Genomic DNA, 21,850 nt, shown 5'->3' with positions numbered 1-21,850 from the left:
GCGCACCTTCATGGCACGTCCACGTCACGTTCTGCCTGGCTTCAGGCTCTCTCTCGGCTTCACCGTTACTTACTTGAGCCTCCTCGTGCTCTTTCCGCTCTCCATGCTCGCGTGGAAAGCGGCCAGCGGCGGCTGGGAGCACTTCATCGAGACACTCACCCATGCCCGCGTCATTTCGTCGCTCAAACTCAGCTTCGGCACCGCGTTCGTTGCCGCGCTCGTGAATGGCGTCTTCGGCCTGATCACAGCCTGGGCGCTGGAACGCTACGCATTTCCAGGTCGCCGACTGCTCGATGCGATGGTCGATCTGCCGTTTGCGTTGCCCACGGCCGTCGCAGGCATCGCGCTCGTCACGCTGTATGCGCCGAATGGCTGGATCGGCTCGTTTTTGGCCCAGCACGACATCAAGGCCGCGTATGCGCCGCTCGGCATCACCATTGCGCTCACGTTTGTCGGTTTTCCATTCGTCGTGCGCACCTTGCAGCCCGTCATCGCCGATCTCTCGATGGATGTCGAAGAAGCCGCTGCCTGCCTCGGCGCGAACCGCTGGCAGACGCTCACCCGCGTCGTCTTTCCCGCCCTGCTGCCCTCCACGCTCGCGGGCATGACCCTCGCCTTTGGCCGCGCTGTCGGCGAATACGGCAGCGTCGTCTTCATCTCCGGCAATCTCCCTTTTAAGACCGAAATCGCGCCGCTGCTCATCACCATGCGCCTCGAAGAATACGACTATGCCGGAGCCGCGACCATCGGCGTCGTGATGCTGGCCGCGAGCTTCGGCATCCTGCTCATCTCAAACTTCCTCAGCAACTGGAGCCGCAAGCGCACGGGCCGCTGAAGCCTTCGTCATTCCATCATGGCCGCCATCATCATCAACCACCCAATCCACACCGCTAGGCCTCGCAAAGCCACATCCGAGTCTCCTTTCTCCCGCTGGCTCATCATCGGCATCGCTGTCGCATTCATGGGCTTGATGTTCGTGCTGCCGCTCGTCGTCATTTTCCAGGAAGCGTTCCGCAAAGGCTGGGAAGGCTATGTGGAGGCCTTCGATGATCGCGCCACGACGCATGCCATCTGGCTCACGTTGCAAGTCGCGGCCATCACGGTGCCGTTGAACACGCTTTTCGGCCTCGCGGCGGCCTGGTGCGTGTCGCGCTTTCAATTTCGCGGCAAACGTTTCCTCACCGCGCTCATCGAGCTGCCGCTGTGGGTCTCGCCGGTCATCGCGGGCATGGTTTACGTGCTACTGTTTGGTGCGCAGGGCCTCTTCGGGCCGTCGTTGAAGGAACACGGTATCAAGATCATCTTCGCGCTGCCCGGCATCGTGCTCAGCACCATCTTCGTCACCTTCACCTTTGTCGCGCGAGTACTCGCGCCGCAGATGGAGGCGCAGGGCCAGGCCGAGGAAGAAGCCGCGATGACGCTCGGCGCGAATGGCTGGCAGATGTTCTGGCGCGTCACACTGCCGAAGATCAAATGGGGCCTGCTCTACGGCATCATCTTGTGCAATGCCCGCAGCATGGGCGAGTTCGGCGCGGTCTCCGTCGTCAGCGGCCACATCCGCAATAAGACCAACACCGTGCCGCTGCACATCGAAGTTTTATACAACGAATACCAGTTCGTCCCCGCCTTTGCCGTCGCGTCCGTGCTCGCACTGCTCGCGCTGGTGACCCTGATTTTGAAAACTCTGACGACCACCCCACGAGGAGCAGCATGAGCATCCACATCCACCACATCTCCAAATCCTTCGGCAGCTTTCAGGCACTGAAAAACGTCGATCTCGAAGTCAAAACCGGCGAACTCGTCGCCCTGCTCGGCCCCAGCGGTAGCGGCAAGACCACGCTGCTGCGCATCATCGCCGGACTCGAATTCGCCGATGAAGGCGCGGGCAGCATCGAGTTTCACGGCAGCGATGTCACCAACCGCACCGCCTACGAGCGCAAAGCTGGCTTCGTCTTCCAAAACTACGCCCTCTTCAATCACATGACCGTCGCCGAAAACATCGCCTTCGGCCTCCGCGTCATGAAACGGCCTGAGCGGCCCTCGCGTGAGGACATCGACCGCAGCGTCACCGAGCTGTTGCGCCGCATCGCCCTCGAAGGCTACGGCGACCGCTACCCCACGCAGCTCAGCGGCGGCCAGCGGCAACGCGTCGCGCTCGCCCGCGCCCTCGCCGTTGGCCCACAGGTTCTGCTGCTCGATGAACCCTTCGGCGCTCTCGATGCCAAAGTGCGCAAAACGCTGCGCAAATGGCTGCGTCACTTTCACGACGAAACCCGCGTCACCACGCTCTTCGTCACGCACGATCAAGACGAAGCCTTCGAACTCGCCGACCGCGTCGTCATCCTTCACGAAGGCCACATCCAGCAAGTCGGCTCCCCAAGACAACTCCGCGAGAACCCAAAAAACGAGTTCGTCGCCGACTTCCTCGACTGCGTGATGATTTGAAGCATCTGTGCCTTCAAGTTGGGATAAGATGGTTAAGAGTCATGCGTTCATTCAGTCCGAGATGGATGGCGGCAGCTTTACTTCGGTCTGCAGCTGCTTCTGGTCTTTTTGGAGCGGTATTTGCCCATTGGACAGGTGATATGTCGCATTGAGAGATGGTTGACGGGTGAGGTGCACTCGTGCTGGCGGCGAGCCAGAAAATGAGATGTAGGCGGTAGCTGATGCCTAGAAGAAGAGCAGGGGATACCATTGACTGAGTTGGTAATGAAGTAGCCTGCGCGGGCTCATACGTTGGCGTTGCAAATAGTGCTCATATAGAATGACGATCTCATATACTAGTCCATCACTGCGCTCCATGCCGCTCATCCTGTGAAAGAGGATGTGGAAGTGAATTACCTGAATCCGTGAGGTAAAAAGAGATAGAGTGAAGCAACCCGCCTCAGAAGAGGCAAAGGGTGAGGTAACGACACCAACCCAACAGGTTGCCACATGACGACACTTGCACTCACCGACGGCAGAATAAATGCCCAAGGCGCACATCCCTGTCAAATGGCTCTCGCACGCCAAAGAAGTCTATGTCGGCACCGCAGATCACCACCGCCCCGGTGGCAAGAACAGCGAGCAAGAACCGCTGCCAGTGATCTACCGCGTCGTGCGCCGCAGCATCGACAAGCACGGTCAACCACTGCTCATCGACCAGATCAGCGTCGAGACGTATTGGACCAACCTCGGCCAGAGCGCAGCGGGCATCATCGCGCTGTATCATGACCACGGCACCAGCGAGCAGTATCACAGCGAACTAAAAAGCGACCTAAATCTGGAGCGATTTCCCTCGCAGAGTTTCGCGGTCAACACGCTCATATTGCAGCTCGGAGCCTACGCCTACAACCTGTTGCGCAGCCTTGACGAACTGGCCCGCAGCGTGCGTGAAGAACAAGCGGAGAGCTGGCCGGAGCGCATCAAAGCGGTCAAACGTCGGCGAGTGGGCAGCATCATACGCGACCTGATCCACGTCGCCTGCAAATGGGTCCGCCACAGCGGACGGGAGGTGATGAAGCTAGCGAGCCAATGGCCGTGGAGTCGAGTGCTCCTGGCCATGGATGCACGCCTGAGTGCCACCTGAAAAAATCCCCTGAGCAGGAAGCAACCAAAACGACCGGGTCCAGAGAGCGGGAGAGCAAGTCCGTGGGCAAAGACTGCGAAAGAGGGTAAAAAAGGGATCAAACCAAGCCGCAGAATCATCCATCGAGCACGCCGGGCGGCAAAAATCAGCTGCCGCCTCCCTCAAAAAGCACCCCACTGCCGTGTCAGTCCGTAAAAACCCAGTGGCTTCCTCATCGGTCAATATAGCTTACGGAATCAGGTATGAGTCCACACGACTCATTTAGCGGCGGCATCATCATTTGCATTCGCGCTAGGCCCGGCCAGCATCGGATGCATGCGCTGCCTTTTCGTGTTCATGCTGACCTCCGCTTACCTTTTTGCCGATACTCTTAACTACCCGCCGACCCGCAAGGAGGATGTCACGGATACGATTCATGTGGTGGACGTTGCGGACCCCTATCGCTGGCTGGAGGATGATCATGCGGAGGATACGAAGGCCTGGGTGAAGGCGCAGAATGAGGTGACTTTTGGTTATCTGGAGAAATTGCCGATGCGAGACCGCGTGCAGTCACGGCTCAAAGAGATGTGGAATTATGAACGTGTGGGGATGCCATCGAGGCGTGGTGGGAGGTGGTTTTTCTCGCACAATAGCGGTCTGCAAAACCAGTCGGTGCTGATGATGGCGGACTCGCTGGATGCGGAGGGGAAAGTGCTGCTTGATCCAAATGCGATGTCTGCGGATGGCACGACTTCATTGACTGACTCTGAGCCGAGTGAGGATGGGCAGCTCATCGCCTATGCAGTGTCCGAGGCTGGGAGTGACTGGACCACGATCCGTGTGCGTGAGATTGCCAGCGGGAAAGACCGCGAGGATGTGATCCACTGGGTGAAATTCAGCGGGATCTCGTGGCTAAAGGACAGCAGTGGATTCTTCTACTCACGCTATGATGAGCCAGCGGCTGGTGCGGCCCTCACGGCGAAGAATGAGTTTCATAAGCTCTGCTTTCATAAGCTGGGCACGCCGCAAAGTGCGGACACGATCATCTATGAGCGCAAGGATGAGCCGAAGTGGGGCTTTGGCGGTAGTGTGACTGAGGATGGCCAATTCCTGATCATCCAGGTGTGGCTAGGCACGGAGCCGAAGAATCGGGTCTTTTATAAAAGGACTGCGGCGCTGGATGCGCCTGCTGTGGAGCTGCTGAATGACTACGATGCTCGCTACGAGTTTATCGACAATGATGGGCCGGTTTTTTACTTTCGCACGGACCTGAATGCGCCGTGTTTCCGCGTCATCGCCATCGACACCACGCAGCCGCAGCGGGGCAACTGGCGCATCATCGTGCCGGAGGTGCCGAAGGTGCTGCTGGAGGATGTCTCCACCGTCGGTGGACAGCTTTTTTGCCAATATTTGCGTGATGCGAAGACGGAGGTGCTGCAATACACGCTCCAGGGTGAGAAAGTGCGCTCGGTGGCTCTGCCGGGTATCGGCTCTGCGGGTGGTTTTGGCGGTTATCGTGAGGATTCGAGCACTTTTTTCACCTTCACCGGCTTTACAGCCCCGAGCAGCATTTTCCGCCTGGATGTGAAAACGGGTGAAAGTACGCTTTGGCGCAAATCGAAGGTGAAATTCGAGGGTAGCGGCCTGGAGACGAAACAGGTGTTTTTCACCAGCAAAGACGGCACACGGGTGCCGATGTTCCTTGTGCATAAGAAGGGCCTCCAGCTCGATAGCAGTCATCCGGTGCTGCTTTATGGTTATGGCGGCTTCAACATCAGCCTCACGCCGTCGTTTTCCGTGTCACGGGCCGTGTGGTTGGAGATGGGAGGGGTTTTCGCGATGGCGAATCTGCGTGGCGGTGGCGAGTACGGCCGCGAGTGGCACGATGCAGGCATCAAGCTCGGTAAGCAGAATGTCTTCGATGACTTCATCGCGGCGGCGGAGTGGCTCATCGCTCAAAAATACACCACCAGTGCCAAGCTGGCGATCCAGGGCGGTAGCAATGGTGGGTTGCTCGTCGGAGCCTGCATGACGCAGCGGCCGGAGCTTTTCGGAGCGGCATTGCCTGGCGTGGGAGTGCTGGATATGCTGCGCTTTGAAAAATTCACCATCGGCTGGGCCTGGAAGAGCGACTACGGCAGCGTGGAGAATGCCGCTGAGTTCAAGGCGCTGCTGAAATACTCGCCGTATCACAATCTGCGTGCCGGCGTGCGTTATCCAGCCACTCTCGTGACCACCAGCGACCATGATGACCGGGTGGTGCCTGCGCATAGTTTCAAATTCGCCGCACGGCTCCAGGAGTCTCAGGCCAAAGGAGGGCCACCTGTGCTGATCCGTATCGAGACCAGTGCGGGACACGGTGCAGGGACGGCTTTGGGGAAAATGATCGAAAAAGCTGCCGATGAAATGGCTTTCCTCCACGCCCAGCTAGGCATGCGAGCGGATTGGGGGTCGAAGTCGGATTGAAAAAGCAGGGTGAAGCTCATCTAGGGGTAAAAACATCTTGCCACACCGCAGGGCTGCGGCAGAGTCCGCGCCTCGCTGCCCAGACCTGGGTGGCGAAAAGCTCGGGACAGGTGTCAGAGTGGTCTAATGAGCACGCCTGGAAAGCGTGTGTACCCTAATCCGGTACCGAGGGTTCGAATCCCTCCCTGTCCGCCAGCTTTCTCTATGTAGGAGATGCATTTTGAGGATGCATGTGCTGTGAATCGACTTCACAAAGTGGGCATGCCAGAAAAGCCGCAAGTCCTCACCGTCAGTCAGCTCACGCGGGAAATCCGTGAGGTGCTGGAGAGCCGATTGGGCAGTGTGTGGGTGGAGGGGGAGGTGAGTAATCACCGTCTGCAATCCAGCGGGCACCAGTACTTCACGCTGAAGGATGCTGGCTCGCAGCTCTCGTGTGTGCTTTTTCGCGGTGCGGCAGCTCGTGTGAGTGCGCGGCTGGCGGATGGTGTGCAGGTGCAGGTGCTGGGTGATGTGTCTGTGTATGAGCCGCGTGGGCAGTATCAAATGATCGTGCGGCAGGTGCAGGGGAGGGGCCAGGGGGGGCTGCAGGCGCAGTTCGAGGCGCTCAAGCGGAAGCTGCATGCGGAGGGGCTCTTTGATCAGGCGCGGAAGAAGGAGATCCCGCGTTTCCCACAAGTGATCGCTGTGGTGACGAGTCCCACGGGAGCTGCGATCCAGGATATGCTGAATATTTTGACCCGGCGTGCTCCCTGGTTGCGTGTGCTGGTCTATCCGGTGCGTGTGCAGGGGGCGGGGGCGGAGCTGGAGATCGTGCGGGCGCTCCAGGTGCTCGATAGGGCAGGGGAGTTCGGTCTGCCGGTGCCGGATACCATCGTGGTGGGGCGTGGTGGTGGGAGTTTGGAGGACTTGTGGTGCTTTAATGAGGAGGTGCTGGCCCGTGCCATCGCAGCGATGCACATCCCGGTTATCTCCGCCGTGGGGCATGAGATCGACTTCACGATCTCGGACTTCGCAGCGGATCTGCGTGCCCCGACGCCTAGTGCGGCTGCGGAGTTGCTGGCGCCAGATGTGGCTGAGCTGCGTCGCATGCTAGATGCCTCGGCACGCATGCTGCAGAACCGCGTGAGCAGCACTTTGGGGCACCATGAGCATGTGCTGGAGCTCATGGCAAAGGGGCCGCTGCTCAGTGAGCTGCCTCGGGTGCTTTTGGAGGCGGATCAGGCGATCGATGAGGCAGATTCGCGGGTGCGGGAGCTGATGCGGGAGCATTTCCGCCGTCTCCAGGATGCGGTGGCAGAGAAGCAACACGCCCTCTCTACCATGCATCCGCGTGCGATGATCTCGGAGGCCGGGTTCCGGGTGTCCTCTGCGATGCAAATGATCCAGCAGTCCATGCGCACGCGTCTCCAGCGAGATGGGGATCTCCTCCATGCACGGGAGGAGGTGCTGCGTCACCTCGGCCCAGAGGCGGTGCTGCGGAGGGGCTTTTCCTACACGACCAATGCGGCGGGGGAGGTCCTCATGGCCCCTGATGAGGCAGCTACAGGCGATGAAATCGTCACCCGGCTCTCTGGGGGAGTTTTCCGCAGCCGAAAGGTCTGAGGGTGGATGCGCTTGAAATCCTCTTGGGTGTGGGCCATGAAAAGTCCCGCCGAACTTTCGCCGAGGCACAAAACCTCTGTGAATTCATCCCTCAGGCGGCCTGATCATCGCATGGCCATCATCAAATCGAAAAAGCTCAAAAGCATCCCCGCCGAAATCACTGTCCCCGGTGACAAAAGCATCTCTCACCGCTCCGCCATGTTCGCGGGTATGGCCAAAGGCACCACGGTCATCGACGGCTTTCTCCCCAGTGAAGACTGTCTCTGCACGGTAAAGGCGATGCAGGCCCTCGGTGCCACGGTGGAGCCTCTGGAGGAGCTGGAAGGCGTGGGGCTGGTGAAGCTCGCGATCACCGGCAATGGCGGGAAGCTCAAAGCACCCACGCATCCGATCGACTGTGGCAACAGCGGCACCACCACGCGTCTGCTTTGTGGCATCCTCGCGGGTCAGGACTTCACCACCGAGCTTTTTGGCGATGCTTCACTCTCGAAGCGGCCGATGAAACGTGTCGCTGACCCACTCGGTCAGATGGGGGCTCGTATCGAGGGTCAGGGAGAGAAAATCTGCGCTCCGCTCAAAATCCACGGCGGCGAGCTCAAGCCCATGTACTACAAGCTCCCTGTGGCCAGTGCCCAGGTGAAGAGCGCCATCCTCCTCGCTGGACTCTACGCTCATGGGAAGACCACCGTCGTCGAGCCCGTGGCCACGCGGAATCACACAGAGCGGCTCTTTAGCCACTTCGGCATCAAATGGCTGCGTGAGGACGATGCCGTCAGCGTCTATGGCCCGCAGGAGCCGCGTGCGACTGACATCGTGGTGCCCGGCGACATCTCCAGTGCTGCTTTTTGGATGGTGGCTGCTGCCGCATCACCAGGATCGCAGATCACCATCAAAAACGTCGGCCTCAATCCCACCCGCACCGGCATCATCGACGTGCTCCTGCGCATGGGAGCCCAGGTCATCCAGAGTGAGATCCACTCCGATGGCGAACCGCGTGGCAACATCGTCGTCAAAGGTGGCGAGCTCAATGCTACCGTCATCGGCGGTGCTGAGATCCCAAATGTCATCGACGAGCTGCCCATCCTCGCCGTAGCAGGAGCCCTCGCCCGTGGCAAAACACTCATCCGTGATGCCGAAGAGCTACGAGTGAAGGAAACGGACCGTATCGCCGCTGTGGCGCATAATTTACGCCTCATGGGTGTCACCGTCACTGAGCGGCCCGATGGCATGGAGATCGAGGGCGGGGCGAAGCTCCTGGGCTCCACTGTCCCCAGCTTTGGCGATCATCGCATCGCGATGGCCTTCGCCATCGCGGGCTTGTTTGCCGAAGGCGTCACTCAAATCGAAGACACCGAGTGCATCGGCACCAGCTACCCTGGATTTGATCACCACCTCGACCTCTTCCTCCATGGCGATACTGCCGCTCGTCCCATCCCCACCCTCTCTCGCGTGCCTGCCAGTGTCGCGCAGAGACTCGCCAAGTGATCCAGTCCATCACCTGCACATGCCCCCCGTAATCACCATCGACGGACCCGCAGCCTCCGGTAAAAGCAGCATCGCACGCCTTGTCGCGAAGCATCTCGGATACACCTTTGTCGGCACGGGGAATATGTACCGTGCCATGACATGGGCGGTGCTGCACCGTGGGGTCGATCCGGCGGATGCAGCCGCTGTCGCAGCGGTGCTGCCGGCCATTACCTTTGAATGCCCCGTCCTCGACGGCATCACCCACGTCCGGCTCGATGGGCATGATCTCAGCCTCGATGACCTGAATACCGATGCCATCAATCGAGCTGTCAGCCTCGTCGCACGCGTGCCAGAGGTGCGCACCCGCCTCGTCGCCGATCAGCGTGCGCTCACCGCACTCGGGCCGCTCGTCATGGAGGGGCGTGACATCGGTAGCGTCGTCTTCCCTGACAGTCCGTGGAAAATCTACATCGACGCCTCTGAGGAAGTCCGCGCTGCCCGCCGCCGTGCCCAGGGGCAAGCCGACAACCTCGCCGAGCGTGATCGCCTGGACAAAGCCCGTAAATCCAGCCCGCTCGTCATCCCAGATGGAGCTGAAATCATCGACAACTCCCACATCACCCTGGAAGAGGCCGTGGAGAAAGTTTTGGCATCACTAGCCTCCAAAAATCTCTCGCCTAGCGCTTAATCCATTCAGGTTGGTCACTTCGTTCAATCGGTGAGAATCGGTTGCCTGACTTTTTGCGCTTTCTCTTGTAGCATGTGCGCTGCTTTCTCGCCACAATCCGCGCCCCAGCTCAATCATCCCGGAAACAACATGCGCATCGTGGCCATCACCAATCAAAAAGGCGGCGTCGGCAAGACGACCACGGCGGTCAATCTTTCCGCCTGCCTCGCTCAGTTAGGGCAGCGGGTGCTGCTCATCGACCTCGATCCGCAGGCGAACGCGACCAGCGGTCTCGGCCTCGCACAGGAGGAGCGCGGCAGCCTTTACTCCGCCCTCGTCGAAGATGCCGACCCGCGTGATTTCATCCGCGCCACCCGGTTGGAAAATCTCTCCATCATCCGCTCCCACCAGGAGCTTGCTGGCTGTGAGATCGAGCTGGCCCTGGCGGGCAATCATCTCGGACGTCTGCCGGACGTGCTCAGTCCAGTGCGTGAGATGCGCAGCTTTGACTACGTCATTCTCGACACGCCGCCCAGCCTCGGTGTGCTCATGACTTCCTCCCCTCTCTGCGGCGGATGAGCTACTCGTGCCCATGCAGTGCGAGTATTTCGGCCTGGAGGGCCTCAGCAAGATCGTCGGCATCGCACGCCAGATTCGTGACTGCGGGGCCAATCCGAATCTGCTGCTCGAAGGCATCGTCATGACCATGTACGACAGCCGTGCGAACTTGGCCCAGCAAGTCGTGCGCGAGGTCCAGGAGTACTTCCCTGACATCGTCTATAAAAGCGTCATCCCCCGCACCGTACGGCTCGGGGAAGCACCCAGCTACGGCAAGAGTATCATCGAGTATGATCCCTCTGGTCGCGGTGCTCAGGCCTACAAAGCCCTCGCGCAGGAATTTCTCGATCGTCGTCAGCCCAAAACAGAGCCATCCGCTGCTCCCACCCTAGAGGAGGCAGAGAGCCCATAGAGGCTCTGTTTCCGCTGAAAGCGGCTTCAGAAAAACGGTATCTCCAGCCGCTTTGCCACGCGGCGTGGCCTGCGCAGTGCCTCCTGCATCCGCAGGGCCTCATCTGGGCCGCGTAGGTCTTTGCAGTCTGGATGTGGCTCAGGGGCATCGATCAGGCCCAGCTCATGCAGCACATGGGCAGTGCTGTGTTTATAGGGAGAGGCGCTCAAGCGCTCATCCAGGCGGAAAACGAGATCCTCAAAGCTCTGGAAGGCCTCAAACAGCTTGTACACCCTGGTATCGAAGCGGCCGGTGCCGGTTTTGTACTTTTTATCCGTCACACTATCCAGCAGCCACATATCCCGCGCATCGCAGATCAGCGGGCAGGCACTCACACCCGCGCCGATGAGCAGCGGCAGGCCTAGCTTGATCGCTGTGGCGATCCCATAGTCATCCCCACTGTGCGGAGAGAAGGGGAGATTCTGATCTTTGCACATCGCCGCCCAGTAGAGGAACTGCGGCTCATCGAGCGTGCTCACCTTTCCGCCGACATACTTCGGATGCAGCGCGATCTGGTGGAAAAGCCACGGCTCATACGGCGTGGCCCATGGAACAAAGGAGGGCTCTAATGCATGTGCGATGGCTGGACGCGTGATGTGCTCTGCGATCTGAAAATACGCATCCCGCCGCGCTTCAGGCGCTAGGATATTGAGTAGCCGGGAAGTCATGATCATCACCTCGCAGTTCTCATGCGACTGGGCGATGTCCAGCAGCGGGTGGTAGCGCTCGGCTTTGAAGACACTATCCGCCTCAGCCCCACGCGCGGTCACACCCGCGATGAAGCGCTGATCCGGGAATTCCGCACGGAAGCGCCGCAGCACCTCCGCGTAGAGATCATTATCCAGGTCAAAAATGTATCCCGTATCCGCATTCAGCACGAAGACGATCTCCACACCATAATGCTCCGCACACTGGCGCATCCAGTGGACGCTCTTGGTGAAACCCGCCCAGTCCGGCTTCTGGTCCTTGAAAGGCAGCAGCGTCGCCACACATAAGCGGGCGCGGGTGCTGTGGTCTGCGAGAGATTCCTCGCTCGTCCAGGCCCAGATCGTATCCTGCCAGGGGGTGTCAGGCTTCAGATCAGCGGGGGAAGTGATGAGATCGCGGTTCATGGTAAAGAGATCAGACTTCTCCTTCGCCTAAAAACCTGCTCACGCAAAAAAAGAATAAGCCAGCTTACACAGCCACACCACGGGCCTTTAGAAAAGGCACCAGCTCATCCACGCCGAAGTCCGCCAGCACCTCTCCATCCCAGTCCATCGTCGGAGCTTTGGACTGGCCGCTGAGGTCGATCATGCGCTGCATCGCCTCACGATCACCCGTGACGACGACCACCTCGTGCGGGATGTTTTTAGCCTCCAGGTACTCGAGCACTTCATCACACCATGGGCAGCCAGTTTTGACAAAAAGGATAGGTTTCATCGCCTCACAGCATGGCTAGCTCCTTCAGCCAGTGCAAGCGGCAGAATGGGAGCACCGCTCTATGCGCCAGCCCGCACATTCTGCATTCCGCATTCGACATTCGTCGTTCTTTCGGCATTCGGATTTCGTTCCATCCGCCGCACATGCCCACTCTCCTCCTCGCAGTCCGCTACATCACGCGTCATCGCGTGCAGAGTCTGCTGCTGGCTACGGCGCTGGGGCTGGTCTTTGCCCTACCCCTATGCCTGCGTGTGCTGGTGCGGCATGCCCAGGCAGATTTACGAGCCCGTGCTGCCTCCACCCCGCAGATCGTGGGGGTAAAGGGCAGTGCGCTGGACCTGATGATGACCGCTCTTTATTTCAAGCGTGAGTCTTCTCCGAGCCTACCACTGGCCACGCTCGCGGAAATCCGCGCCACCGGCACCGCACAGGCCATCCCGCTGCATGTGCGCTTTCATGCGCAGGAATCTCCCATCGTCGGCACCGAATTGGATTACTTTACCTTCCGCGGGCTCAAATTGGCCGCTGGCCGCCAAATCACCCGTTTGGGCGATTGCGTGCTCGGTGCCCGCGTCGCCGCAAAACGCGGCCTGAAACCTGGGGACGCCCTCTTTTCCTCCAGTGAGCAGGCTTTCGACATCGCGGGCATTTATCCGCTAAAAATGCGCATCACTGGCCTTTTCGCTGAAACTGGCACCGCAGACGATGAGGCCATTTTTGTCGATTTGAAGACCGCATGGCTCATCGAAGGCCGCAGCCACGGCCACGACGATGTGGCGAAAAATGCACAAACCGTGCTCAAACAGGAAAACGACGGCAACACCGTCGCAAATGCCGCCGTGCGCATGTTTCAGGAGGTCACAGATGCCAATCTCTCCACCTTTCACTTCCACGGCGACTCCGGCACCTACCCCGTGAGTGCCGCCATCGTGCTCCCCGCAGATGCCAAGGCAGAAGCGCTCCTCGCAGGTCAATACGCACGCTCAAAAACCAGCCAGCTCATTCGTCCACAAGATGACATGGAGTCACTCCTCACCCAGCTCGTGCGGCTGGAGGGATTTGCCACCACCATGCTACTCACCACAGCAGGCGCGGCCCTTTTTGTCGCGGCGCTGGTCTTTGCCCTGAGCTTTCGCCTCCGCAGGCGGGAATTCGGCACCTTAGCAGACATCGGCGTCGCAGAAAACAGCCTCCGCCTCGTCAAAGCGCTGGAAATCACCCTCATCGCACTACTCGCCAGCCTCATCGCCGCAGGACTCTACTTTGCAGCTTCTATCGCCGCTCCAGCCCTGCTACGCCTCGCATTATGAAAATGAGGCTCTGATGCAGAAGTCCTGTGACAGCAGCAATGCTCAATACCTCGGCAGCTCCGGCTCCACGAGATCTGCCCAGGCGTCGATACCACCGCGCATGCTCTGCGCACGGTAAAAGCCATGCTGCCGCAGCCACTGAGCCAGTCGCTGGCTACGCATACCGTGGTGGCAATACACGATCAGATTCTCCGACGTATCCGTGAAAACCTGCGGCGCCATCTCGTCGATGCGGGACATCGGCACCAGCACCGCATCTGGCAGGCGGCAGATGTGCCACTCATCGAGCTCACGGCAGTCGATGATGCGGAAATCACGGGCACCGGGCCTCCCCAGGAGGTAACTCACATCTGTGGGGCCGATTTCGAGCGGGACTTCGGTCATAGGAGGCGTGTGCGTAGCGATCAGGGCCGCACCGTGACGGGCGTGCCCATATTGACATTGTTGTAGAAGATGGCCGCCATGTGAGCAGGCATGCGCACGCAGCCATGGGAGGCCGGATAACCGGGCAAAAAGCCCTCATGCATGCCGATCCCGCCGACAAAACGCATGAAGTGATGCATCTTGGAGCCCTCAAAGCGTGTCCCCGCTGGTGGTTTATCCTTGGTGATGTCGATATTCGCCCGCACGACATTGCCATAGGCATCGACGAAGTCGCCGTAGAGATTCGATTTATGCCACTGGTCTTTTTGGATGACCTTGAAGGTCCCCGCCTTCGTCGGATGCTTTTCATCACCGGTGGACAGCGCACTGACACCAGCGAGCTGGCTACCTTTGTAAAAGTAAGCCTTCTGGTCACTGAGGTCGATGGTCACACTGGGAGATCCGCCCATGCCATCACCATCCCAGTAGGAATCCTGGTCTGCATTGTACAGCGCAGAATGCGGCACTGTCCCCGGGGCGAAAGCTTCCAGATACTGTGTCTGTCCGCGCACGCGTGATGCACCTTTGCGAATGCCAGCACAGGAAGAGAGCGCCAGCACCAGCAGGGGCAAGAGCAGAAGGCGAGGCGAAAAAGGCAAAGGAGATGTCATGCGATAGAAATGGAGACGAAACAGTCTGGGCACGGAGCCCACAGCAGGGCGGCGAAAATGAACACTCCTGGCTGACTGTCCACCATTTCCATTCCCGGCAAAAAAGGAGATCCTGCCATCAGTGGACGCCCTGGTCGGCGAGGTAGCGCTCGGCTTCTAGCCCGGCGGCGCAGCCTTGGCCGGCGGCGGTGATGGCTTGGCGATAGACGTGGTCGGCGACGTCTCCAGCGGCAAAGAGGCCTTCCGTCTTGGTGCGGGTGCCTTTGGTCTGGAGGATGTAGCCGTTTTCGTCACGGTCCACGAGGTCGCCGAGGAAGGCCGCATTCGGCACGTGACCGATAGCGACAAAGACGCACTTCACCTCCAGCTCGCTCTCCGCGCCAGTGACGAGGTTTTTGAGCTTCACGGCACGCATCTCACCTTTTTCGTCGGTGAGGTATTCGCTGATGCCACTGTTCCAGACGGGTTCGATCTTCGGATTGGCCAGGGCGCGGTCGGCCATGATCTTGGAGGCACGCAGCACATCGCGGCGGTGGATGAGATAGACCTTGGAGGCGAATTTGGTCAAAAAGGAGGCTTCTTCGCAGGCGCTGTCGCCACCGCCGATGACGCAGACGGGCACGTTGCGGTAGAAGGCTCCGTCGCAGGTGGCGCAACTGGTCAAACCGTGGCCGATGAGTGTTTTTTCGTTCGGTAGGCCCAGGTGACGCGGAGAGGCACCCGTGGCGATGATCACCGTCTTGGCCTCACGCACTTTCCCATCTTCCGATACGACCTCAAAATGGCCTGCGGCGGTCTTTTTCACGCTGGCGACCATCGTGTAGTCGATGCGTGCTCCGAAGCGCTCTGCCTGCGTCTGCATGTTCATCATCAGATCTGGCCCCATGATGCCTTTTGGGAAGCCGGGGAAGTTTTCCACCTCGGTGGTGGTGGTGAGTTGTCCACCCGGCATGTTCCCGGAGAGGATGAGTGGTGCCAGATTGGCCCGTCCAGTGTAAATCGCCGCTGTGTAGCCCGCGCAGCCTGTGCCGATGATGATGACGTTTTCCATGTGAGTCGTGTGTGAGGTGAAAGTGAGCCGCCGATGATGGAAAGGCAGCCTGCGGGCGCAAGAGAGGCTTTTTTCCTCCACGTCTCTTTGGGCAACATTTCTGTGACCGAGGCGTTCTATGGGCTCCAGCGACCACTCTATCCATGAATCCCTCCCTCGCCCCTGCCTCACGCCGCCGCATCCTCGGCAGCACGGCCATGGGGCTGTCCAGTGTGGCGTTGGCGCATCTGATGGCGGATTCGCGTCCACATTTCACGGCGAAGGCGAAGCGGGTCATCTGGCTCTTCATGCATGGTGGGCCGAGTCATGTGGACCTCTTTGATCCGAAGCCCGAACTCCTCCGCCATGCCGGGAAGCCGCTGCCAGATAGCTACGGCGCAGTCGAGACTCGGCGCAAAGTGGCGCAAAATCCACTGCTCGGGCCGGTGAAGACCTTTCGCCCGCGTGGACAGAGCGGGATCGAGATGAGCGACTTTTTGCCGAACATGGCGCAGATGGCCGATGAGATGTGCGTCATCCGCAGTTGCCACGGTGATAGTGTGAATCATCCGCAGTCTGTCTATCAGATGAACACGGGCTCCGTGCTGATGGGCAAGCCCAGTATGGGGGCCTGGGTGAGCTACGGACTCGGCACGGAGAATGCGGATATGCCCGCCTTTGTCGTGCTGCCAGACCCCGGTGGTGGCCTGAAGGGCGGACCACCGGCGTGGGGCAGCGGCTTCCTGCCCGCGACCTATCAGGGCACCACCATGCGTGCTGGTAGCAGCCCCATCCTGCACCTGGAGAGCCCGCAGGGCACTGCACGGCAGCGAGCGACGCTGGATCTCATCCAGCAGATGAATCGTGAGCATGCCACACGCCATGCGCATACGGCAGACAGCGTGCTCGATGCCCGCATCCGCGCTTACGAGCTAGCCTTCCGCATGCAGAGCGCTGCGCCTGATGCGGTGGATCTTTCAAAGGAGAGCGATGCCACGAAAAAGCTCTACGGACTGGATCACGCCACCACGCGTGAGTTTGGCACACGCTGCCTGCTGGCCCGGCGCATGATCGAGCGCGGGGTGCGCTTTGTGCAGCTCTACTCGGGTGATACGAACGGCTGGGATGCCCACGAGAATGTCCTCAGCAATCACACGGACCTCTGTGCACGCACGGATCTGCCTGTAGCTGGCCTGCTACGTGATCTGAAACAGCGCGGGCTGCTGGAGGACACGCTGGTCATCTGGGGTGGTGAATTTGGCCGCATGCCGATGAGTGAGAAGGGCGTGGGCCGCGATCACAATCCCTGGGGCTTCACCACGGTGCTGTTTGGCGCAGGCGTGAAGCATGGCCATGTGCATGGCAGCACGGATGACTTCGGGCTGCGTGCCCAGACGGACAAAGTGCACATCCGTGAGCTTCACGCCACCATCCTGCACCTCTTGGGCCTCGATCACGAGCAGCTTACCTTCCGCCACAATGGCCTCGATGAGCGACTCACCGGCGTGGAGGAATGCTCAGTGGTCAAAGGGCTCCTCGATACCTAGCCACCTCGCCATGGACTCCTGCGCGGCGGAAGACGCCGCAGTGACATGTGCATGATTGGATTGAGCGATCTGGCGACTCAGGCACGTATTTTCCGGCGTCATGCTCCGCTATTCCATCTCCTTCCTCATCCTCACCTCTTGCTTTGCGAGTCTCCACGCTGCTCCCGGCGTGATCGATTATGAAAAGCAGGTGCATCCATTCTTGAAGGACAACTGCATCGCCTGTCATAACAAAACGACGACCAAAGGCGGGCTCAACATGGAGACACCCGAGCTGATGGCAAAGGGCGGCGAGTCCGACAAAGGCATCCTCCCCGGACAAGGTGCCGCAAGCATCATCTACCAAGCTGCCGCACACTCCTGGGACAGCGAAATGCCCCCCAAGGGCAATAAAGTCGGCGCGGTGAATCTCACCAGCTCACAGCTCGATCTCTTGAAGCAGTGGATCGACCAAGGAGCAAAATCCTCGGGCAAAAAAGAGCAAGTCATCGCCTGGCAGCCTCTGCCCACGGGCTTTCAGCCAGTCTTCGCCGTCGCGGTGACGCCGCAGGGCGATTTCGCCGCTGCAGCTCGGGCGAATCAGATCTGCATCTATCACCTGCCTACCCAGCAGCTCTCGATGAAACTCCCCGCTGATGCGCATCGTGATGTCGTGCAGGCACTCGCTTTCAGCCCAGATGGCACTCGCCTCGCCACGGGCAGCTTTCGCGAGGTGAAGCTCTGGCGTCTCAATCTGCCCCCCGCAGCCCCCACAGCCTCCACCAAGCTCACCGCCACCCAAGATGCCGACAATAGCATCAAGCTCAGTGAGGGAGCAAAGCTCATCACCCAGATCAAAACCGACCTATCCACCCAACAAGCCCTCGCTCTCCGCACGCACGCAGCCGCACGAGCGAGCCTGGAGGTGACTTATCAAAATGAAGCCATCAAAAAGGCTCAGACCGATGCCGCAGAGCAGGGCACCCGTTTGAAAAAAGCAGGCGAGCTCGCCGAACTCGCCAAAAAAGCTCTGGAAGACAAAAAGAAGGACCTGAAGGCCAAAACCGACGCCAAGGCCACCGCCGACAAAAACACAGCCACAGACGCCAAAACCATCGAAACCAAAGAAAAAGCCGCCACCGAGCTCAAACTGGCCCAAGAAGCCCTCACCCGTGCCGAAGCCGCCATCACCGACACCACCAACGAGATCAAACTCGTCACCGAAAACGAAAAGAAAGCCAAGCAACGCGTGATCGACCAAAAAGCCCATCTCGACGTGGTGAAGAAAGCCCTCGAAAAAGCCAACACCGACCGCGACGCGATCACCAAGACCCTCGCGCAAAGCATGAAAAAAGCGAAAGCACTCGGCTTCAGCGCCAACGGGCTCGAACTCATCGCCACCTATGACAACGGCCCCGCACAGGCCTGGAGCACCGTGAATGGTAAGCCCATCACGCCAGGAAGCACCGCGGCCACTTGGACCTTGGAGCGCAGCTTTGGCACCGGTGATGGCAAATCACCCATCACCGACCGCGCCAATAGCCTCGCCTTTTCGCCAGATGGCAAAACGCTCGCCGTCGGCAGTGGCGAGCCCTCCCGCAGCGGTGACATCACCCTCTTTGAAGTCGCCAGTGGCAAGCTGACCCAGACCTTTGCCGAGCGTCATCTCGATAGCATTTTAGCGTTGGATTTTTCGCCAGATGGCAAGCTCCTCGCCTCCGGCGGAGCAGACAAAGCCGTGCGCATCACGGATCTGAGCACTGGGAAGATGGTGAAGACCTTTGAAGGCCACACGCATCACGTCCTCGGCGTCAGTTGGCGTGCAGATGGCCGCCTGCTCGCCAGCAGCGGCGCGGACAACGTGGTCAAAGTCTGGGACTGGACCACCGGCGACCGCCGCAAGAGCGTGGACGGCTGGGACAAAGAAGTCACCGGCATCCGCTACCTCGGCGCCGCTGATCAGCTCGCCACCAGCGCTGGCGACAGCAAGCTACGCCTCATCACCAGCGACGGCGGCGAAGTGAAGCAACTCCCCGGCTCCACCAGCTTCCTCCAATCCCTCGCCACCACCCAATCCGGCGACATCATCCTCGGCGGCGATCAAGACGGCACCGTCCGCGCCTGGGACGTCGCCGGTGCCAAGGTCGTGGCGGAGTTTAAGCCGTGAGGTGGACGTTTTGGCTTCACATACTCAATAGATTCGCCGTAGGATCGTGTCATCGAGCATGAAAAAGACGTTCTTTACTCTCTGTGTATGGTTCCTCGCTTTAGCGACTGCATCTGCGGTATTTAGCGCGCCTAAATCCTTTCAGGAGAGACTGGCGCTGATCAAAGCGAATCCAAATTCGCCTTTTGGCGCGAGCAGTCTGGAGGCGCTGGAACAACAAGAAGGGCGCAAACTGACTGCCGAGGAAAGGGCTGCCTTTGAAACAAAGGATACAGGAGCTTGGAAGACCTATGAAGATGAGTTTCTACGCTTTGAGCATCCAGATCACTCTTTGTTTTCGGTGACGGTGCTGGGTGACCAAAAAAGTAATCGAATTCAAGTCGTTGGAGGGGTTGCGAGCATGGCGGACAACTCTTTTGAGAGAGCTTATCACCTCAAGGTCGGCTCCCTTTACTACGGTGTGATTTTTGTGCGTGAGGCAGACTGGTTTGATGAAGGAATCTGTCTTTGTGGTCCCATTGCTTTCAAAAAGTGTGTTCAGGAAGATGGGACTGCGCTTGAGTTCAGCCTGCTGGAGGGCGGACAGGTGAAAAAGGTCCAGGCGCTCGGTGGCAAGCACCGGGCCATTCTTTTTGAGTGGACTCATTCTGTGGTGCCGCAAAGCGCGTATGCCCGGCTAGGGGCCTCTTTGAGGTTTAAAAAGAAGTCCTCGCGTACTTTAGCGGAGTGGCAGGCGCTTTCGAAAGAGAAAAGAGGCATCGACGGGCTTGCTGCCTGGTTGGAACGTGGGAGTACAATGACAGAGGTGAAGGCGCTGTTTGGGGAGCCGACGCGTGTTGATGGGGATGTTTTGGAGTATGTTGCAGACGAGTGGCGGCGCGATGGCTCGGGGGTCCAGACAACTTTAAGGATCAGTTTCAAAGGGGGCGTGTTCGAGCAGTTTCAGGAAGATGGGCAAAGTTGGAAAGAGTTGCCTCCAAAGGCCGGATCAGCTGCCTGGGCTGAAAGCCGGCTGGATTACTGGCAATCTGACAAGGCACAAGAGAAGGAAAAGAAGGATGTTATGCCGGGTGAATTGAGGGCAATCACGGACATTTTCATCACCAATGCTAAAACAGCGAAGGGCAATGATTGGACCACTTGGACGCGCATCGCTGCCTCCGTTGCGGATTTGGATACAAGTGAGCCACGTTTGCTTGACCCCATTCTGGCTCGATATAGCGAGCCAGGGCTGATTCAACTATACAGCACCCAGGTACTTGAAGAGTATGAGTATCCACAAAGAGAGCAGATGTTGGTGATGCGCATGAAGAGGTTGCTTGAGGAGCCAGTAGGTGAGATGGGGGAATTGGAGCTAGAGTTTCTTTGGGAGAATGTTGACCACGAAAGCCAAGTCTTTACCGACTCAGTCAAGAAGGCGTGCTCACATCTTTCTCCAAGAATTCGGGTGGTAGGCTTTGATCATGCGCATTTTTTGAAAAACAAAGAGGCAGTGAACATCCTGAAAAATGGCCTCGATGACGAGGAACATGATGTGCGAATGGCTGCGGTGGATAAGCTCGACTGGGTGGTTAGCAGGGATGACCTTGAATGGTTAAAGAAGCGTCTGGGAGGTGAAAGTGATGATCAGATCAAACAAGAACTCAAAGCTGCCATTGATGCGGCTGAGAAACGAAAGGAGCCGTATCGGTGAAGATGAATGAGCCTAGACGTGATCAGCGTTACTTTGCAGCCATGAAACGCCTTCTCTTCGCCTGCGTCGCACTCTTTGCCACTTCAGCTTCCGCTTTGGAGATGAAGAGGAGCATCCCGTATGTCGAGAATGGGCATGCGCGGCATGTGCTGGACATTTATGCGCCAGCGGGGGCGAAGAATTTGCCGGTGGTGTTTTGGATCCATGGCGGTGGGTGGCAGACGGGGGATAAGGCCAATGTGCAGGAGAAGCCGACGTGGTTCACTGGGCAGGGGTTTGTGTTTGTCTCGATCAATCACCGGCTGCTGCCGGAGGTGGACATGGGGACGCTCATTGGCGATGTGGCGAAGGCTTTTGGATGGATGCATCAGCACATCGCGGAGTATGGCGGTGATCCAAAGCGGGTGCTGGTGGGTGGGCATTCGTCTGGGGCGCAGCTTGCGACGATTCTCTGCGCGGATGATCGCTATCTGAAGGCCGTGGGCGTGTCCTTTGTGGATCTGATCGGCTGCCTGCCAGTGGATGGCGATACGTATGACATCCCGGCGATCATCGAGGTCGCTGAAACACGGCGGCGGGTGCACCACCAGCCGCAGGCGAAGTTTGGGCACCGGGAGAAGTTCGGCAATGATCCGGCGAAGCACCTGGATTTTTCTGCGGTGACCCATGTGGCGGCGGGGAAGCACATCCCGCCCTTTTTCATCCTGCACGTGGCGGATCACCCGGATAACTCCGCGCAGGCACAGCGGCTCGGTGCGGTTTTGAAGGAGGCTGGAATCCCCGTGACGGTCTTTGGCGGGAAAGAGACCAATCACACCCGCATCAATGCCAATCTCGGCACCGAAGGCGATGCAGCGACGAAGGCGGTGAGTGGGTTCGTGGCGCAGATTCTGAAGAAGAAGTAGCTGGC

Annotated in this window: 18 protein-coding genes, 1 tRNA gene and 1 pseudogene; 15 read left to right on the top strand and 5 right to left on the bottom strand. The window is 59.1% G+C overall.

All coding sequences use genetic code 11. From position 1 onward, the window contains the following. The first annotated feature begins 10 nt into the window (after positions 1-10). The 10 genes and pseudogenes from cysT (at position 11) to IPK32_03490 (ending at position 10,719) form a co-directional block, all read left to right on the top strand. Entirely contained in the window at positions 11-835 is an 825-nt protein-coding gene (gene cysT, locus IPK32_03535) for a sulfate ABC transporter permease subunit CysT (GenBank protein ID MBK8091080.1), read from the top strand. Between the two features lie 18 nt (positions 836-853). Then, positions 854-1,714 (top strand): sulfate ABC transporter permease subunit CysW, encoded by an 861-nt coding sequence (cysW, locus tag IPK32_03530; GenBank protein ID MBK8091079.1) that lies wholly within the window; start codon positions 854-856, stop codon positions 1,712-1,714. Continuing rightward, positions 1,711-2,445, top strand: coding sequence for a sulfate ABC transporter ATP-binding protein (cysA, locus tag IPK32_03525; protein ID MBK8091078.1), 735 nt, complete (start codon positions 1,711-1,713; stop codon positions 2,443-2,445). The genes cysW and cysA overlap by 4 nt, the downstream gene beginning before the upstream one ends. A gap of 523 nt (positions 2,446-2,968) precedes the next feature. Next, complete coding sequence (locus IPK32_03520; protein MBK8091077.1) at positions 2,969-3,568, top strand: transposase; 600 nt, start codon at positions 2,969-2,971, stop codon at positions 3,566-3,568. A gap of 336 nt (positions 3,569-3,904) precedes the next feature. Beyond that, positions 3,905-6,013 carry a S9 family peptidase gene (locus IPK32_03515; GenBank protein ID MBK8091076.1) on the top strand — a complete coding sequence of 703 codons (2,109 nt, stop codon included), beginning with the start codon at positions 3,905-3,907 and terminating at the stop codon, positions 6,011-6,013. A 104-nt stretch (positions 6,014-6,117) separates the two neighbouring features. Continuing rightward, a tRNA-Ser gene (locus tag IPK32_03510) sits at positions 6,118-6,208 on the top strand. Positions 6,209-6,250: 42 nt separating this feature from the next. Beyond that, positions 6,251-7,615 carry an exodeoxyribonuclease VII large subunit gene (gene xseA, locus IPK32_03505; protein ID MBK8091075.1) on the top strand — a complete coding sequence of 455 codons (1,365 nt, stop codon included), beginning with the start codon at positions 6,251-6,253 and terminating at the stop codon, positions 7,613-7,615. 111 nt (positions 7,616-7,726) lie between these two features. Continuing rightward, complete coding sequence (aroA, locus tag IPK32_03500) at positions 7,727-9,100, top strand: 3-phosphoshikimate 1-carboxyvinyltransferase (protein MBK8091074.1); 1,374 nt, start codon at positions 7,727-7,729, stop codon at positions 9,098-9,100. A gap of 19 nt (positions 9,101-9,119) precedes the next feature. Continuing rightward, entirely contained in the window at positions 9,120-9,770 is a 651-nt protein-coding gene (cmk, locus tag IPK32_03495) for a (d)CMP kinase (GenBank protein MBK8091073.1), read from the top strand. 129 nt (positions 9,771-9,899) lie between these two features. Beyond that, positions 9,900-10,719, top strand: a pseudogene (locus tag IPK32_03490) (ParA family protein). 26 nt (positions 10,720-10,745) lie between these two features. Here IPK32_03490 and IPK32_03485 read toward each other — a convergent pair. Then, the gene (locus IPK32_03485; GenBank protein MBK8091072.1) at positions 10,746-11,870 is read right to left on the bottom strand and encodes a hypothetical protein; all 1,125 of its coding nucleotides are present in this window, start codon (positions 11,868-11,870) and stop codon (positions 10,746-10,748) included. A 64-nt stretch (positions 11,871-11,934) separates the two neighbouring features. After that, on the bottom strand, positions 11,935-12,180 hold the full coding sequence (locus IPK32_03480) for a glutaredoxin family protein (GenBank protein ID MBK8091071.1): 246 nt from the start codon (positions 12,178-12,180) through the stop codon (positions 11,935-11,937). A gap of 143 nt (positions 12,181-12,323) precedes the next feature. On the opposite strand from IPK32_03480, the gene IPK32_03475 reads away from it, so the two are divergent. Further along, on the top strand, positions 12,324-13,490 hold the full coding sequence (locus tag IPK32_03475; protein MBK8091070.1) for an ABC transporter permease: 1,167 nt from the start codon (positions 12,324-12,326) through the stop codon (positions 13,488-13,490). A gap of 42 nt (positions 13,491-13,532) precedes the next feature. On the opposite strand, the gene IPK32_03470 is transcribed toward IPK32_03475, so the two are convergent. The 3 genes from IPK32_03470 to trxB all read right to left on the bottom strand — a co-directional run bounded on the left by IPK32_03470 (position 13,533) and on the right by trxB (position 15,575). Next, positions 13,533-13,874, bottom strand: a complete 342-nt coding sequence (locus IPK32_03470) for a rhodanese-like domain-containing protein (protein MBK8091069.1) — start codon at positions 13,872-13,874, stop codon at positions 13,533-13,535. A gap of 20 nt (positions 13,875-13,894) precedes the next feature. Next, entirely contained in the window at positions 13,895-14,323 is a 429-nt protein-coding gene (locus IPK32_03465; GenBank protein ID MBK8091068.1) for a L,D-transpeptidase family protein, read from the bottom strand. A gap of 319 nt (positions 14,324-14,642) precedes the next feature. Then, the gene (gene trxB / locus IPK32_03460; protein ID MBK8091067.1) at positions 14,643-15,575 is read right to left on the bottom strand and encodes a thioredoxin-disulfide reductase; all 933 of its coding nucleotides are present in this window, start codon (positions 15,573-15,575) and stop codon (positions 14,643-14,645) included. A 143-nt stretch (positions 15,576-15,718) separates the two neighbouring features. On the opposite strand from trxB, the gene IPK32_03455 reads away from it, so the two are divergent. The 4 genes from IPK32_03455 to IPK32_03440 all read left to right on the top strand — a co-directional run bounded on the left by IPK32_03455 (position 15,719) and on the right by IPK32_03440 (position 21,845). Further along, a complete protein-coding gene (locus tag IPK32_03455) occupies positions 15,719-17,101 on the top strand; it encodes a DUF1501 domain-containing protein (protein MBK8091066.1) in 1,383 nt (460 codons plus the stop codon). Between the two features lie 100 nt (positions 17,102-17,201). Continuing rightward, positions 17,202-19,247, top strand: a complete 2,046-nt coding sequence (locus tag IPK32_03450; GenBank protein ID MBK8091065.1) for a hypothetical protein — start codon at positions 17,202-17,204, stop codon at positions 19,245-19,247. Positions 19,248-19,305: 58 nt separating this feature from the next. Beyond that, positions 19,306-20,940 carry a HEAT repeat domain-containing protein gene (locus IPK32_03445; protein MBK8091064.1) on the top strand — a complete coding sequence of 545 codons (1,635 nt, stop codon included), beginning with the start codon at positions 19,306-19,308 and terminating at the stop codon, positions 20,938-20,940. A 41-nt stretch (positions 20,941-20,981) separates the two neighbouring features. Continuing rightward, entirely contained in the window at positions 20,982-21,845 is an 864-nt protein-coding gene (locus IPK32_03440; GenBank protein MBK8091063.1) for an alpha/beta hydrolase, read from the top strand. Positions 21,846-21,850 lie beyond the last annotated feature (5 nt).

Source organism: Verrucomicrobiaceae bacterium, from assembly GCA_016713035.1.
GTDB lineage: Bacteria > Verrucomicrobiota > Verrucomicrobiia > Verrucomicrobiales > Verrucomicrobiaceae > Prosthecobacter.
This window is presented reverse-complemented; position numbering and strand designations above follow the sequence as displayed.

Coding starts and splice junctions, on each gene's coding strand:
- cysT (MBK8091080.1), top strand. CDS start 11: ATGGCACGTCCACGTCACGTTCTGCCTGGCTTCAGGCTCTCTCTCGGC.
- cysW (MBK8091079.1), top strand. CDS start 854: ATGGCCGCCATCATCATCAACCACCCAATCCACACCGCTAGGCCTCGC.
- cysA (MBK8091078.1), top strand. CDS start 1,711: ATGAGCATCCACATCCACCACATCTCCAAATCCTTCGGCAGCTTTCAG.
- IPK32_03520 (MBK8091077.1), top strand. CDS start 2,969: ATGCCCAAGGCGCACATCCCTGTCAAATGGCTCTCGCACGCCAAAGAA.
- IPK32_03515 (MBK8091076.1), top strand. CDS start 3,905: ATGCTGACCTCCGCTTACCTTTTTGCCGATACTCTTAACTACCCGCCG.
- aroA (MBK8091074.1), top strand. CDS start 7,727: ATGGCCATCATCAAATCGAAAAAGCTCAAAAGCATCCCCGCCGAAATC.
- cmk (MBK8091073.1), top strand. CDS start 9,120: ATGCCCCCCGTAATCACCATCGACGGACCCGCAGCCTCCGGTAAAAGC.
- IPK32_03485 (MBK8091072.1), bottom strand. CDS start 11,870: ATGAACCGCGATCTCATCACTTCCCCCGCTGATCTGAAGCCTGACACC.
- IPK32_03480 (MBK8091071.1), bottom strand. CDS start 12,180: ATGAAACCTATCCTTTTTGTCAAAACTGGCTGCCCATGGTGTGATGAA.
- IPK32_03475 (MBK8091070.1), top strand. CDS start 12,324: ATGCCCACTCTCCTCCTCGCAGTCCGCTACATCACGCGTCATCGCGTG.
- IPK32_03470 (MBK8091069.1), bottom strand. CDS start 13,874: ATGACCGAAGTCCCGCTCGAAATCGGCCCCACAGATGTGAGTTACCTC.
- IPK32_03465 (MBK8091068.1), bottom strand. CDS start 14,323: ATGGGCGGATCTCCCAGTGTGACCATCGACCTCAGTGACCAGAAGGCT.
- trxB (MBK8091067.1), bottom strand. CDS start 15,575: ATGGAAAACGTCATCATCATCGGCACAGGCTGCGCGGGCTACACAGCG.
- IPK32_03455 (MBK8091066.1), top strand. CDS start 15,719: ATGAATCCCTCCCTCGCCCCTGCCTCACGCCGCCGCATCCTCGGCAGC.
- IPK32_03450 (MBK8091065.1), top strand. CDS start 17,202: ATGCTCCGCTATTCCATCTCCTTCCTCATCCTCACCTCTTGCTTTGCG.
- IPK32_03445 (MBK8091064.1), top strand. CDS start 19,306: ATGAAAAAGACGTTCTTTACTCTCTGTGTATGGTTCCTCGCTTTAGCG.
- IPK32_03440 (MBK8091063.1), top strand. CDS start 20,982: ATGAAACGCCTTCTCTTCGCCTGCGTCGCACTCTTTGCCACTTCAGCT.